The organism is Sphingobium sp. (assembly GCF_049304695.1).
Classification (GTDB): Bacteria; Pseudomonadota; Alphaproteobacteria; order Sphingomonadales; family Sphingomonadaceae; genus Sphingobium.
Map to the genome: position 1 here is coordinate 1 of NZ_JBAQOK010000070.1, position 12,324 is coordinate 12,324.

The window sequence follows — 12,324 nt, forward strand, 5'->3', positions numbered from 1 at the left end:
GGTTTCTGCACCGGTTCCTGGTGTCATAGAACCCAAGCGACCATCCCTTCTTTTTGACCTGATCCCTAAGTCGGTCGTTCGGTGCCTCCAACCCGCTCCCCTTCGGGCCGAGTTGCCGTGTGCCACGGCTGCCCGCACCACCCCTTGTGTCGGGGTTCCCCTGCGCTGCTGACGCGCTCCGGTGGAAGCACCGCCCATGCCCGCCTTTTTCGGGGGTCAGTCGAAGGGACGGTCCCTTCGGCACCCAAAAAGGAACCTCGACATGCAGAACCTCGTCATCCTCGCCGGCAATGTCGGCGCCACGCCGGAAGCCCGCACCACCCAGGGCGGCACCAAGATCACCCACTTCAGCCTCGCGACCTCGCGGCCCAAGCGGGACAGCAACGGCAAGACCATCAAAGACGATAATGGCCGTCGGATCGAGGATACCGAATGGCACCGGATCACCTGCTTCAACGGCGTCGGCAAGACCGTCGAACAATATGTCGATAAGGGCATGAAGGTGATGGTGCGCGGTCGCATCCACTACACCCGCTGGACCGACAACGAGAATATCGAACGCTACGGTGTCGAGATCATCGCCGACGAGGTGACCTTCCTGACCCGCGCCAAGCCCGCGGGCGGCGGCCAGGGCGGCAACGACAGCTCGGTGGATGACGACGAAATTCCCTTCTGAGAGCCGCAAAGGCCCGGTGGCATCAGCCACCGGGCCTTTTTGCTGTTTTCGGCTTTAGGGCGGTTGCAAGAAATCCATATATCCAATAATATCGATATATGAATAATGATTCTGCTATCGATGCTCTTGGCGCACTGGCGCAAAGTACGCGGCTCGACGCCTTCCGGTTGCTGGTGCGGCATGAGCCCGCCGGCCTCGCCGCCGGGGACGTCGCCCGCCAGCTCGACATCCCCCAGAATACGATGTCCTCGCATCTCGCCGGACTTGCTCGCGCCGGTCTGGTCCGAGCCGAGCGCCACAGCCGCCATATCATCTACCGCGCCGATCTCGACCAGCTCAAGGCGCTCACCCTGTTCCTCGTCAAGGACTGCTGCGGGGGCAGGGCAGAGCTATGCGAACCGCTGATCGCCGAGCTTATTCCCTGTTGCTGACGGAGCTTCTCCATGTCTGACCGGATTTATAATGTCCTGTTTCTGTGCACCGGCAATTCCGCGCGCTCGATCCTCGCCGAGAGCGCATTGATGAAATTGGGAGAGGGCCGGTTTCGCGCCTTTTCCGCAGGCAGTTTTCCCAAAGGTGCGATCAATCCGGACGCGATCGCTCTCCTGGAGCGGATCGAATATCCGATCGCCGGTCTACGGTCGAAAAGCTGGGATGAATTCTCCGGCCCAGATGCACCCGCCATGGATTTCGTATTCACCGTTTGCGACGACGCGGCCGGCGAAACCTGTCCGATCTGGCCGGGTCATCCGATGACGGCGCATTGGGGCATTGAGGATCCGAGCCATGTCCAAGGTCCGGCGATCGAGCGCGAACGGGCGTTCGTGACGGCGCTGCGCTATCTGGAAAATCGGATTAAGCTGTTCATCGCGCTGCCGTTCGACCGGCTCGACGCATTGGCGTTACGCGCCCATGTTCGGGAAATCGGCCAGGTCGAAGGCGCGAGCACTCGTCGCGGGGACGCTGCGTGATGCCGATCGACGTGATCATCTATCATAATCCCGATTGCGGAACGTCGCGCAACACGCTCGCGATGATCGAAAATGCCGGCATCGAGCCGCATGTCATCGAATATCTCAAAACGCCGCCGAACCGAACGCGGCTCGCCTCGCTGATCGGGCGCATGGGAATCACGCCCCGCGATCTGCTCCGCGAGAAGGGCACACCCTATCACGAGCTCGGCCTCGCCAATCTTGCGTTGAGCGATGACGAGCTGTTGGACGCGATGATCGCACACCCGATCCTGATCAACCGGCCGATCGTCGTCTCGCCGCTGGGCGTCAAATTGTGCCGACCCTCCGAGGAAGTGCTCGATCTGTTGCCGAGCCAACAGCGCGGCGCTTTCACCAAGGAGGATGGCCAACGGGTTACCGATGCCGCCGGCAAGAGGATCGAGGGATGAGCGCTGTTAACGCGCCGACCAAACCGGCGATCAGCGGTTTCGAACGCTATCTGAGCCTTTGGGTGGCGCTGTGCATCATCGTGGGTATCGCGCTCGGCTATGCGTTGCCGGGCCTCTTCGCCGCTATCGCCGCGGCCGAGATCGCCCGTGTCAATCTCGTCGTGGCGGCGCTGATCTGGCTGATGATCATTCCAATGCTGCTCAAGATCGACCTTGGTGCTTTGGGGTCGGTGCGACAGCACTGGAAAGGAGTCGGCATCACGCTCTTCATCAACTGGGCGGTCAAACCCTTTTCGATGGCGTTGCTGGGTACGGTCTTCCTGGGGTGGCTGTTTCGTCCGCTGCTCCCTGCGGGCGAGGTCAGCTCTTACATCGCAGGGCTGATCCTGCTGGCCGCGGCGCCGTGCACAGCCATGGTCTTTGTCTGGTCCAACCTCTGCGAGGGCGAGCCGAGCTACACGCTGAGCCAGGTAGCGCTCAACGACATCATCATGGTCTTCGCTTTTGCACCGCTGGTCGGGCTGCTGCTCGGCGTCGCCTCGATCGCGGTGCCATGGGACACGCTGCTGATTTCGGTGCTGCTCTATATCGTGGTGCCGGTCATCGTCGCCCAGATCGCGCGGCGCGTGCTGCTGGCATCCGGCGGCCAGCCCGCGCTGGATCGCCTGCTCGCAATGCTCGGCCCCGTATCGCTGGTCGCCTTGCTGACGACACTGGTATTGCTGTTCGGGTTCCAGGGCGAGGCGATCATTGCCCATCCGCTCGTCATCGCGCTGATCGCCGTGCCGATCCTGATCCAGGTCTATTTCAATGCGGGCCTCGCCTATTGGCTGAGCCGCCGGTTCGGCGTGGCTTGGTGCGTTGCCGCGCCTGCCGCGCTGATCGGCGCGTCCAATTTCTTCGAGCTCGCGGTTGCCGCTGCGATCAGCCTGTTCGGCCTCAACTCGGGCGCTGCGCTGGCGACGGTCGTCGGCGTGCTGGTCGAGGTGCCGGTGATGCTCTCGGTCGTGCATATCGTGAAGGCTACGCGCCCATGGTACGAGCAGCGGGCTACGACATGATCGCTACGCGCGTCGAACTTCACCAGCTGGCCGCGCTCGCGCCGGTGCTGGCGGAAGCAGGACTGCCGGCGAGCGATATCGCAGCGCCTGGCCGTCATTTCTACAGGTTCGACGATGAGGACGGTCTGATTGGCCATGGCGGTGTAGAAGGCGTTGGAGCCGATCGGTTGCTGCGCTCTTTCATCGTCGTGGAGGCGCGTCGCGGCGCGGGCCTGGGCAGCGCCATGCTGTCCGCGCTCGAACGCGCGGCTGCTAAGGATGGCGCGACCTGCCTCTATCTGCTGACCACGACGGCTGAGCCCTTTTTCGGCCGCTTTGGGTATGCCCCGATAGCCCGCGCCTCCGCGCCGGCGGAGATCGCCGACAGCGCGGAGTTTCGCTCGCTTTGCCCGGCGAGCGCCGCCTTTCTTTTCAAACGGATTTGCTGATGTCCCGACTGCGTACACTTCCCGATCCCGAACTCATGCCGGCGCTCGATCGCGCGATGGTCCGGCATGATCTGGCGGCGGGTCTTGGTTCTCTCAATCCACCTCCGCGTATCCTGCTGCTCTATGGTTCGCTGCGCGCGCGTTCGTTCAGCCGACTTGCGGTGGAGGAGGCGGCCCGCCTGCTCATCCTGTTCGGCGCCGAGGTGCGCATATTCGATCCGAGCGATCTGCCCTTGCCCGATCAGGTCGAGGGTGACGATCATCCGGCGGTCCATGAGCTGCGCGAGCATGCGCTGTGGTCGGAAGCGATGGTGTGGTGCAGTCCCGAACGGCATGGCCAGATCACCGGCATCATGAAGGCGCAGATCGACCATCTGCCGCTAGAGTTCGGCGGCAAGCGCCCGACCCAGGGGCGGACCCTCGCGGTGATGCAGGTGTCCGGCGGCTCGCAGTCGTTCAACGCGGTCAACACATTGCGGCTACTCGGCCGCTGGATGCGGATGATCACCATCCCCAACCAGTCGAGTGTCGCCATGGCCTTCAAGGAATTCGGCGAGGACGGCCGGATGCGCGCGTCCAGCTATTATGACCGTATCGTCGATGTGATGGAGGAGCTCGTTCGCTTCACGATCCTCACGCGCGGCCATACCGACCAGCTCGTCGATCGTTATTCCGAGCGCAAAGCAGCGATACTCAGGCGCGATGCGGACAAGGATCTCGCGACGCAGGCCGTTGGCTGACCCGAAGCGCGCTCTTACGGAACTGCCGTATTGAGCTGGTTCTGGAGGGTCGCGATGCTCTCGATGACGGCATCGAAGGCAGGCGCGTCGCCGAAGATCATCCCCGTCATGGCGCGATAGTCGCGCCGGAGATCATCGACCATGTCGCCTTCGGGGCATAGCGCGAAACTGCCTGGCACGGCGGTCCCCAGGTCGAAGGCCGGCCGGTTGAAGAACAGCCGGGCATGGGCGACGCAATCTCGGCCGAGCGCCGGATCAGCCAGCGCGCATTTGCCGGCGTCGGACTGCAACAGCGCGTGAAGATCATAATAATGGCGCGAGACGCGCTGGCCATTGCCGCGCAGGGCGCCGCGGATCTCGAACCAGCGTCGCAGCCCGTGCAGGATAACCACCTTGTCCCAGAAGGTCCGTTCCGCGTCGACGATCGTCACATTGGCGACGGCCAGATTGATCCCCGGCACGTCGGCTTCGAGATAGGGCGTGATTGTGTGGAGCGCGTGGGGGTCGAGCGCGGATTTGGCGCCGGACTCGATCTTCACCGCCTTGCCGACATAGGCATCGACCGGCGTGACCGTCGGGTAGCGCAGGGAAAGTGTCTGAGCGTCCTGCGCGTCGGGTTCGACCCGCCACTGCGCGGCGGCTATCCCCATCCGCTCGGCTGCTTCGCCGACGATCGCGGCGAGCTGGCTCTGCAAAGGCCCCTGGATATGGGCCTCGCAGGCTTCGCGGATCGCGTCGAGCGCGGCTTCTCGCTTCTTGCCGCTCATCGCCTCGAGCTCGGCGATCGAAGCGGTCTGCCCCAGATCGTCGCGAAATACGGTGACGTCGATGTCTTCGGAAAAGCGGCGGATCAAGCCAAAGCCCTTCGACAGCGATGTGCCGCCCTTGAACAGCAGCCTTGGACCTGGCGGGAGGCCGTTGAACAGCGCGTCGAGCGTCCAGCAAACCCAGAAATCCTTCTCGACATTCTGGGGCGTGGTGCCGATGCGTTGGGCCGTCGTGCTGAACACGCCGAGGCGGGTTTCGTCGTCCGCGCTGATGATGCGGTCATATTCGGGGTTCATCATGACGTGGCGGCCTTCTCGAACAGCATTGGCTTGAGGAAGGCCTGCATCCAGGCCGGCAACGCTAGGAGGCCGTCGGCCAGATCGTCGCGCAGCACCTTGCCCTGGCCGGGATCGTTCAACAGGGCTGCGAGGCGACGGTGGACCAGATCATCATCCTGCGGATCGCTGCCCATCGTGTCGCGCAGCCAGTGGAGCGCCTGGACGAGTCGCATCGCCGGTCGTCCCGCCCAGAAAAGTTTGCTGGCTGCGGTCAGCCGGAAGCTGATCGTGAGCCGACCGAGCTGGATCGTCTTCAATCGTGCGTCGGTATGGACGACGATCTTGGCAGGCACCGCGTTGGTGAGGCCGAGATCATTGGCGGCGGTCATCCCGTCGACCAGTACCCGGATCTGGTCGCGACGGGTGATGGCGTCGATCACCTCACGCGGATCGGGCGGGTTGCTTTGCTGGGTCAGGCTGTTGCGGGCCGGCTTGTCATAGAGCCCCCGGTGGATCCGCCGCAGCGCGTCCGTTTTCGTCAGACGTTGCAGCGTCTTGTCGACAGCGTCACGGCTGCCGAGGTCGAGAAAATCGGCCGGGGTCCATACCGCCTTGGGCGCGCGCGCGTCGATCCGTTGCAGGATCGCGGCTTTGAGATCGGGAACAGTGTCGGCCATGTCCGAAATCCGTACACAAATTTCGGACAGGAGTAAATGTGGCTGGTCCGAAATATGTAGGCAGATTTCGGACATATGCGGCGCGGTGGGATGCCGCTATTTCGCCCTTCGCGTCACCTCAACCACAGTGGCCCGCAGCATAGCGGTTCCACCGCAGCACCGTGCCGGTGGCAATCATGGCGCAGCTGATATCGCCGATCACCGGCGCCGCGCACCAGGCGCCGGTGCGATCGCCCTTCGCATTGCCGTTCGATCGGCACTGGAGCCTTGGGCCAGTGACAAGAATATGGCCGGTGCCGGCACGTCCTCTGGCGCCGCCGAGCAACTGCACCAGCGCGTCGCGCGCGGCGATGCCGCTGGCGCGTGGGCAGGGGTGTCCCTTGCGGCACGAGCCGTCGATCTCCCGCGCCGCTATGCCGGCAAGCCGGATGCGCGGTCCCTCGCGACACCAGACCGGGCCATCGCCGTCCCACACCCTGACGGGCGTGCAGATGAATGCTTGGCCGCTGGGTACGACCGCAACAGCCAGCAGAAATATAGCGAGCATCAGCGCTCAACCGGGGCGGTAGCGTGGGTCATGCGTCAGGAAAGAGCGGCAATGTATCGGACCGTGCCGCGGCCTCATCGGCGAGGATATCATAGCAGCGCAAACGCATAGCGAGGTGTCGCGCCAATTCGGCCGTCGCACGGCGACGCGCAACGGCGTCGCCGTATCGGATATTGGTCACGAGGGCCGGTTCGGCCGTTGCGAGGGACACCTCGAGATGGAGGGCCAGGCTATCTTCATCGACTCGGAGCATGGCCGTAGAATAGAACAAACAAAGAACAATCATCAAGCATCTCGTGCGCATCTTTTCTCGCGATGCGCGATAGGCGTCGCTTATGCGCCCAAAGACCGCAGCGGGGCTGGTGGAACCACGGTCTCGATCAAACCAGTCGCCACATCATAGACCAGCCCCGTGACCATGAAAGTGGCCGGCAGTTTGGGATTGGCCTTGAGCGCGGCGACGTCGATCGCGACGGCGGCGTAGGGGTCCGTGATCGCAAGCGCGTCCAGCGCCTCGAGCGCGACACCCATATAGGGCGCAAGAAGTTCGGGCGCATGATGGTAGCAGCCCTTGATCCCGCAATCGGTGTGATGAAGCACGATCAACGTCCAGCCTTCGCCGATTTCCTGTCCGGCGGCGTGCGACACGGTACGCAGGATCGTCAGGGTTTCGAGCAGGGCCGGGTTGATACGGCCGCCGACATTGCGGATGACCACCGCCTCGCCTGGCTCGAGGCCGAGCACGTCCATCGGATCGACGCGGGGGTCGACGCAGCCGATAATCATCGTCTTCCTGGACGGAATAATCTTAAGGTCGGGCGTAAAACCGTGCGCGGCAAAGTCGACATTGCGAGCGGCGATGGTTTCGAGAAAATCCATGATCCTATCCTTCAAATGAGAGTAGCAGGAGCGTCACGCGGCCTTTGGCTGGGCCGCATTCCGGGCCACGGGCAGCCGGGTCGACATCATCGCCTGCACGGCTTTGGGGTTGGCCGTGAACGCTTCATGGATCGTGTGGGTCTGGGCACCGGCGACGACTTCGTCACTGCTACCGGCCTCAAGCGCATCGAGGGCGTCGCTGACCACCTCATTGGGCGTCATGCGCGGCTCGGGCAGTTTGGCGCCCATCGCCGTATCCGTCTGGACGGCCAGCACGCCGATCACCTGCGTGCCCTGTGCGCCCAGTTCGGCGCGGATGCTGCGGGTGAGTGACAGCGCGGCGGCTTTTGATGCGGCATAAGTGCCGGCCACGGGCAAGCTGACCAGAGCCAGCATCGAAAGCATATTGATGGTCGCACCACCTCCCGATGCGGCGAGCGCTGGAGCGAAAGCGCGGGTCATCGCCAGCGTGCCGAAATAATTGACGTCCATCTCGCGGCGGGCGTCGTCGATATCCGGTGCGGCGATCGCGCCCTCGAACGCGGCATAGCCGGCGTTATTAATGAGCAGCGTCACATCGCTGGCGACGCCGGCGGCCGCCGCGACCTGATCGGGATCGGTGACATCGAGGGGAAGCGGCACCAAGCGGCGGTCACCGCCCTGCAGGAGGTCGCGCAGCGACGCGGTGTCGCGTGCGGCAACATAGATTTTCGCGGCGCCGCGCTTCAGCAACTCGGCGACGAACGCGCGGCCGATGCCGCCATTGGCGCCCGTGACGAGGGCGATCGAACCGTTGATCTGCATGTGACTATCCTTCCATCTCTGCCGGCCCGAGGTTGGACCGTTTCGGCGAAGGCAGTGCAGCGACACTGCGCTTCGGATCCGATGCCGCTGAAGTGGCGGATGTTTGGTTCAGTCGGTAGCCGTTCAAATCGGCTATGACCTATGCTAAGCCAGCATCAATATGAAAGATATCCTGACCCTGCGGCTCTACACCCGTGTTGCCCGGCTGGGCAGCTTCTCGGCGGCGGCCCGGGAGAACGGTCTTGCCCAATCGCAGGTCTCGCGCATGATCGCCGAACTGGAGGCGGGGCTGGGGACGCGCCTATTATCGCGCACGACCCGCGCCGTCGTGCCGACCGAAGCGGGTCAGGAATATCTGGTTCGGATCGAACCGATCCTGGCGGCGCTGGAGGATGCCGAGAACAGTATCCGCGAAACCGGCGAACTGCGCGGGCTGTTGCGCATCGGGATGCCCTCGACCATGGGCATCCGCGTCGTCATGCCACGATTGTCGGGGTTCGCCGAACGGCACCCACAACTCCAGATCGACCTGCTCCTCGACGACAGCTGGCAGGATATGGTCCGCGAAGCCGTCGATGTCGGCATCCGTGTCGGCAATCTGCCCGAAGGGTCGGGAACCGCCAAGCTGATCGGGCAGATGCGGCGGATGATCGTCGCCGCGCCGGCCTATCTTGCAAAATACGGCACACCGCAGGTGCCTGGCGCGCTCGGCGCGCACCGGATTGTCGGTGGCCCGGCCTCGACCCAATCGTCTTCCTGGCGGTTCGAGAAAGATGGTGAAACGGTAGTGGTCGATGTTCGTGCGCATGTGTCCACGAATGATACTGCTGGCGCGCTGGCGGCGGCAGCAGGCGGCCTCGGTATCACCTCGACCACCTCCTGGGCATGTAGATTTGAGCTGGAGCGAGGTGCGCTGGTGCAGATCTTCCCCGATTGGGAGACCGCAGCGCTGCCGGTTCATGCTTATTATCCAATGGGACGGGCGACCCGCATCGCCGCGCGGGCGTTCGTCGACTTTCTCAGCGCTGATCTGGTGCGCGATCCTCCTGCCTGAAGCAAGGTCGCGTCTAGTCTACGCCGCCTGATTCCCACGCATTGTCCGGCACGCTATAACGCAAGCATAGGCATGGCCGCGCTGCTATGGTAATCTCAGCCATCACTCGATTGCATCCGCAGGCGTCCCGTGACCGGGGGACGACCGTGCCTCCGCCTATAAGTGGAAGGCGCGTGATGATATTGAGCGATTCTTGCCCATTTGTGATGGGCTGACCGGAATGTCCACGACACTTCCCGTGCGAAACCTCGAAGAGGCCAATCTGCTGGCCCAGGCGATCGTCAATACGATCCCCGAGCCGTTTCTTGTCCTCGATGCTGATCTCCGCGTTCTCGAGGCCAGTCGCTCCTTCTATGAAATCTTCAAGGTCGAGCCGGCACAGACTCAAGGCTGCCTGCTCTATGCGCTCGGCCATGGGCAGTGGGATATTCCCGCGCTACGGCTGTTGCTCGAGACCATCCTGCCCGAGCGGGTCGCAATGGACGGGTTCGAGGTCGATCATGATTTCCCGGCGATCGGCCACCGCATCATGCTGCTTAATGCCCGCAAGGTCCTGTACGACGAGAGCGACACAATGGCGATCCTGCTTGCCTTTCGTGACGTGACGGAACGGCGCGCGATCGAGCACGAGAAGGAAGCCCTGCTTGAGCGCTCTGAAGAACTGCGGCGGCAGAACGAGATACTCCTGCAGGAGATGAAGCACCGTGTCGCCAACAGCCTGCAGATCATCGCCAGTATTTTGATGCTTAAAGCAAGGGCCGTTTCCTCTGACGAGACACGTTTCCATCTTCAGGATGCTCATCAACGCGTGATGTCGGTCGCCGCTGTCCAGCAGCATCTCGACATGACCGACGGCATCGATCAGATCGAGGTCGGCAACTATCTCGAAAAGCTCTGCGCCGGTCTCGGGGCGTCGATGATCGGCGACAACCAGCCGGTCGCCATCAAGGTCATATCGGACGCGGGCATGATCCCGTCAGCCAAGGCTGTCAGCCTGGGATTGATTGTCACCGAGCTCGTGATCAACGCGCTTAAATATGCTTTTCCCGAGCAACGCCGCGAAGCTGCGATCGATGTGCGCTACGCGATCGACCGGGACGACTGGATGCTGATCGTGTCAGACAATGGCGTCGGCAAGGCCGCCGACACACCGCCCAGAATCGATGGCGGCCTCGGCACCACGATCGTGGCGGCGCTCGCCAAGCAATTGGATGCCACAGTCACGATGATGACTGGCCCGGCAGGATTCACCGTTACCGTCGCACGGGCCGTGGCGGCTGCACCGCTGCTAGAAGCAGCTTGAACCGGCAAAGCCTGTCCCCCTTTGCGAGATTTACCCAGCGGGTGCGGATAGTTTGCAGCCTGGCTGCGTTGAGCAATTCTATCGTATAGGTGCGGAGCGTTCCGTTCGAACACCAACAAGGCACCACCGATTTTGACTGACTCAGTTTTGATATTGGTGGTGGAGGACGAGACATTGATCGAGGAGGTCGTTGTCTCGGGCCTGGAAGATGCCGGCTATGCCGTGGCGACTGCTCAAAGCGCCGAGGATGCCATCACTTTATTAGAGAAAGCGGACTCGGTCGTCCGGGCGGTCGTCACCGACGTAAATCTTGTACCGAATAAGCTGACCGGTTGGGATGTCGCACGACGCGCTCGCGAACTGACAGCGGATATTCCAATCGTCTATATGTCGGGCGCGAGCGGTCATGACTGGACCTCGCATGGCGTCCCCAACAGCGTGCTGATCGCCAAGCCCTTCGCGATCGGCCAGATTGTCACGGCGGTTTCGCAGTTGCTCAATGCCGGCGGCTCGACTGTCGGCGAATAAGGCAGTTCGCAAGGATCAACGCAAATATGCCGGTCAGGCGCGATCAGCCATAGAGCCGGTCATCCCACCAGATTGGTTCGGGCAGATCGAAGCCGATGGCTTGCGCGTCGGGATGTGCTGGATTGATCAGGATGTTGCGTTCCACCCGCGCCGGGATCGAAGGCACCAGCAACAGCGCCGAGCGTTGCGCCGCGAACCACGCCTCGCCAAAGGCCTTGCAGATATCTTCGCGCTTGCCGTCCCACCCGGAGAATTTCGCGGTCGGGAAGACTTCGTAGCTGACGCCGTTGGGGATGGTGATGCGGATATAATGCTGGTTGGGCGGCATCACCGTGTTCGCGTGGACGAGCTTTTCCAGCATCGCCGTCGAATAATGTTCTGACGTGTAGATGATCGGGCTGGCCGCGGTGTTCCACCGTCCCGGATAGAGCCGAGCGCCCTCGCTGTCATAGATCGGATGCGCGCCATCGGGATCGCCGATCCGAAAACAGGTCAGCACGCGGTCGGTGATCTGGGCGCTCACGCCCCGCCGCCATACGCCGCCCGTCCCAGCAGGTTGATGACGACATCGGCTCCCGGACCCGTCGCCAGCGCCACGTCGAGCGGCGGCTTGTTGTCGAGCATGGGATGCGCGCGGCCGAGAAAGTCGCGGACCTTGGCGGGATCCTTATAGATATCGAGCGCGAAGCTGAACACCTTGGCGATCCGGGCCAGCTTGTCGCCTTCCTCGCTGGTCAGGCGCTTGGACGCCGACTTCTTGCGGCGATCAAGCGTCGCCTTGGAAATCAGGCGGAACTTGAAGCGGCTGTCGCCCGGCGCGACGGTGTCGGCAAGATGGTCGAGCGCGCCGACCGGCAGGCCTTCGAGAATCGAATAGCTCAGCCCCAGGCGCGTGTCGCCCTTGCGGGGCGCAACCCCAAGCAGGGTCTCGATCGTCACGGGCTGGCTCGCCATCTGCTGCTCCTGCCTCATCTGATGCAGATATGTGTCTCACATGAGGCAAACACAAGCAACCGGTGATATCTGTCCGGTGGGGCCATGACCTCTTCCGACCGGCAGCTTCACCCCGCTCTTTGAGGCGCAATCCTTGGTCCGGCGGGCGGCCTAATGCGATCAACCCGTAAAGGGTCCGGTCGCTTCGCTACGGCTTTTGGCCTGCGGCAAAAAGTGATCGCGGCC

General features: G+C 62.9%; 18 protein-coding genes. 10 read left to right on the forward strand and 8 right to left on the reverse strand.

The features are described from left to right. Positions 1-262: 262 nt before the first annotated feature. The 7 genes from WA070_RS11740 (at position 263) to arsH (ending at position 4,307) form a co-directional block, all read left to right on the forward strand. Positions 263-676 (forward strand): single-stranded DNA-binding protein, encoded by a 414-nt coding sequence (locus WA070_RS11740; protein ID WP_088184995.1) that lies wholly within the window; start codon positions 263-265, stop codon positions 674-676. Positions 677-774: 98 nt separating this feature from the next. Beyond that, positions 775-1,107 (forward strand): ArsR/SmtB family transcription factor, encoded by a 333-nt coding sequence (locus WA070_RS11745; protein ID WP_088184994.1) that lies wholly within the window; start codon positions 775-777, stop codon positions 1,105-1,107. Between the two features lie 12 nt (positions 1,108-1,119). Then, positions 1,120-1,647, forward strand: coding sequence for an arsenate reductase ArsC (locus WA070_RS11750; protein ID WP_422634123.1), 528 nt, complete (start codon positions 1,120-1,122; stop codon positions 1,645-1,647). Beyond that, positions 1,647-2,078: an arsenate reductase (glutaredoxin) gene (gene arsC / locus WA070_RS11755; protein ID WP_422634124.1), complete on the forward strand. Its 432-nt coding sequence runs from the start codon at positions 1,647-1,649 to the stop codon at positions 2,076-2,078. The genes WA070_RS11750 and arsC overlap by 1 nt, the downstream gene beginning before the upstream one ends. Beyond that, a complete protein-coding gene (gene arsB, locus WA070_RS11760; RefSeq protein ID WP_422634125.1) occupies positions 2,075-3,139 on the forward strand; it encodes an ACR3 family arsenite efflux transporter in 1,065 nt (354 codons plus the stop codon). Before arsC ends, arsB begins: the two co-directional genes overlap by 4 nt. After that, entirely contained in the window at positions 3,112-3,567 is a 456-nt protein-coding gene (gene arsN2 / locus WA070_RS11765; RefSeq protein WP_422634126.1) for an arsenic resistance N-acetyltransferase ArsN2, read from the forward strand. Before arsB ends, arsN2 begins: the two co-directional genes overlap by 28 nt. After that, positions 3,567-4,307 (forward strand): arsenical resistance protein ArsH, encoded by a 741-nt coding sequence (gene arsH / locus WA070_RS11770; protein WP_422634127.1) that lies wholly within the window; start codon positions 3,567-3,569, stop codon positions 4,305-4,307. Before arsN2 ends, arsH begins: the two co-directional genes overlap by 1 nt. Positions 4,308-4,321: 14 nt before the next feature. On the opposite strand, the gene WA070_RS11775 is transcribed toward arsH, so the two are convergent. The 6 genes from WA070_RS11775 to WA070_RS11800 all read right to left on the reverse strand — a co-directional run bounded on the left by WA070_RS11775 (position 4,322) and on the right by WA070_RS11800 (position 8,260). Continuing rightward, a complete protein-coding gene (locus WA070_RS11775) occupies positions 4,322-5,374 on the reverse strand; it encodes a nucleotidyl transferase AbiEii/AbiGii toxin family protein (RefSeq protein ID WP_422634128.1) in 1,053 nt (350 codons plus the stop codon). Further along, positions 5,371-6,030, reverse strand: coding sequence for a DUF6088 family protein (locus tag WA070_RS11780; RefSeq protein ID WP_422634129.1), 660 nt, complete (start codon positions 6,028-6,030; stop codon positions 5,371-5,373). Before WA070_RS11780 ends, WA070_RS11775 begins: the two co-directional genes overlap by 4 nt. A 118-nt stretch (positions 6,031-6,148) precedes the next feature. Then, on the reverse strand, positions 6,149-6,577 hold the full coding sequence (locus WA070_RS11785; RefSeq protein ID WP_292624043.1) for a thermonuclease family protein: 429 nt from the start codon (positions 6,575-6,577) through the stop codon (positions 6,149-6,151). A 28-nt stretch (positions 6,578-6,605) separates the two neighbouring features. Beyond that, the gene (locus tag WA070_RS11790) at positions 6,606-6,830 is read right to left on the reverse strand and encodes a hypothetical protein (protein WP_088184986.1); all 225 of its coding nucleotides are present in this window, start codon (positions 6,828-6,830) and stop codon (positions 6,606-6,608) included. Positions 6,831-6,910: 80 nt separating this feature from the next. Continuing rightward, positions 6,911-7,456, reverse strand: a complete 546-nt coding sequence (locus tag WA070_RS11795) for a carbonic anhydrase (protein ID WP_292624042.1) — start codon at positions 7,454-7,456, stop codon at positions 6,911-6,913. 33 nt (positions 7,457-7,489) lie between these two features. Beyond that, positions 7,490-8,260, reverse strand: a complete 771-nt coding sequence (locus WA070_RS11800) for an SDR family NAD(P)-dependent oxidoreductase (protein WP_292624040.1) — start codon at positions 8,258-8,260, stop codon at positions 7,490-7,492. A 160-nt stretch (positions 8,261-8,420) separates the two neighbouring features. Here WA070_RS11800 and WA070_RS11805 point away from each other — a divergent pair, with 160 nt between their 5' ends. The 3 genes from WA070_RS11805 to WA070_RS11815 all read left to right on the forward strand — a co-directional run bounded on the left by WA070_RS11805 (position 8,421) and on the right by WA070_RS11815 (position 11,145). Next, positions 8,421-9,314, forward strand: a complete 894-nt coding sequence (locus WA070_RS11805) for a LysR family transcriptional regulator (RefSeq protein WP_422634130.1) — start codon at positions 8,421-8,423, stop codon at positions 9,312-9,314. 220 nt (positions 9,315-9,534) lie between these two features. Then, positions 9,535-10,617, forward strand: coding sequence for a sensor histidine kinase (locus tag WA070_RS11810; RefSeq protein ID WP_292624037.1), 1,083 nt, complete (start codon positions 9,535-9,537; stop codon positions 10,615-10,617). Positions 10,618-10,749: 132 nt separating this feature from the next. Next, positions 10,750-11,145, forward strand: coding sequence for a response regulator (locus WA070_RS11815; RefSeq protein ID WP_292624035.1), 396 nt, complete (start codon positions 10,750-10,752; stop codon positions 11,143-11,145). A gap of 43 nt (positions 11,146-11,188) precedes the next feature. On the opposite strand, the gene WA070_RS11820 is transcribed toward WA070_RS11815, so the two are convergent. Together WA070_RS11820 and WA070_RS11825 are read right to left on the reverse strand one after the other, a co-directional pair. Further along, a complete protein-coding gene (locus tag WA070_RS11820; protein WP_422634131.1) occupies positions 11,189-11,668 on the reverse strand; it encodes an RES family NAD+ phosphorylase in 480 nt (159 codons plus the stop codon). Then, positions 11,665-12,099: an antitoxin Xre-like helix-turn-helix domain-containing protein gene (locus WA070_RS11825; RefSeq protein WP_088184983.1), complete on the reverse strand. Its 435-nt coding sequence runs from the start codon at positions 12,097-12,099 to the stop codon at positions 11,665-11,667. The genes WA070_RS11820 and WA070_RS11825 overlap by 4 nt, the downstream gene beginning before the upstream one ends. Between the last annotated feature and the right edge of the window lie 225 nt (positions 12,100-12,324).

Bases quoted from the DNA above. Each gene is read 5' to 3' on its own strand.
- WA070_RS11740 (WP_088184995.1), top strand. From the start codon at position 263: ATGCAGAACCTCGTCATCCTCGCCGGCAATGTCGGCGCCACGCCGGAA.
- WA070_RS11745 (WP_088184994.1), top strand. From the start codon at position 775: ATGAATAATGATTCTGCTATCGATGCTCTTGGCGCACTGGCGCAAAGT.
- WA070_RS11750 (WP_422634123.1), top strand. From the start codon at position 1,120: ATGTCTGACCGGATTTATAATGTCCTGTTTCTGTGCACCGGCAATTCC.
- arsC (WP_422634124.1), top strand. From the start codon at position 1,647: ATGCCGATCGACGTGATCATCTATCATAATCCCGATTGCGGAACGTCG.
- arsB (WP_422634125.1), top strand. From the start codon at position 2,075: ATGAGCGCTGTTAACGCGCCGACCAAACCGGCGATCAGCGGTTTCGAA.
- arsN2 (WP_422634126.1), top strand. From the start codon at position 3,112: ATGGTACGAGCAGCGGGCTACGACATGATCGCTACGCGCGTCGAACTT.
- arsH (WP_422634127.1), top strand. From the start codon at position 3,567: ATGTCCCGACTGCGTACACTTCCCGATCCCGAACTCATGCCGGCGCTC.
- WA070_RS11775 (WP_422634128.1), bottom strand. From the start codon at position 5,374: ATGATGAACCCCGAATATGACCGCATCATCAGCGCGGACGACGAAACC.
- WA070_RS11780 (WP_422634129.1), bottom strand. From the start codon at position 6,030: ATGGCCGACACTGTTCCCGATCTCAAAGCCGCGATCCTGCAACGGATC.
- WA070_RS11785 (WP_292624043.1), bottom strand. From the start codon at position 6,577: ATGCTCGCTATATTTCTGCTGGCTGTTGCGGTCGTACCCAGCGGCCAA.
- WA070_RS11790 (WP_088184986.1), bottom strand. From the start codon at position 6,830: ATGCTCCGAGTCGATGAAGATAGCCTGGCCCTCCATCTCGAGGTGTCC.
- WA070_RS11795 (WP_292624042.1), bottom strand. From the start codon at position 7,456: ATGGATTTTCTCGAAACCATCGCCGCTCGCAATGTCGACTTTGCCGCG.
- WA070_RS11800 (WP_292624040.1), bottom strand. From the start codon at position 8,260: ATGCAGATCAACGGTTCGATCGCCCTCGTCACGGGCGCCAATGGCGGC.
- WA070_RS11805 (WP_422634130.1), top strand. From the start codon at position 8,421: ATGAAAGATATCCTGACCCTGCGGCTCTACACCCGTGTTGCCCGGCTG.
- WA070_RS11810 (WP_292624037.1), top strand. From the start codon at position 9,535: ATGTCCACGACACTTCCCGTGCGAAACCTCGAAGAGGCCAATCTGCTG.
- WA070_RS11825 (WP_088184983.1), bottom strand. From the start codon at position 12,099: ATGGCGAGCCAGCCCGTGACGATCGAGACCCTGCTTGGGGTTGCGCCC.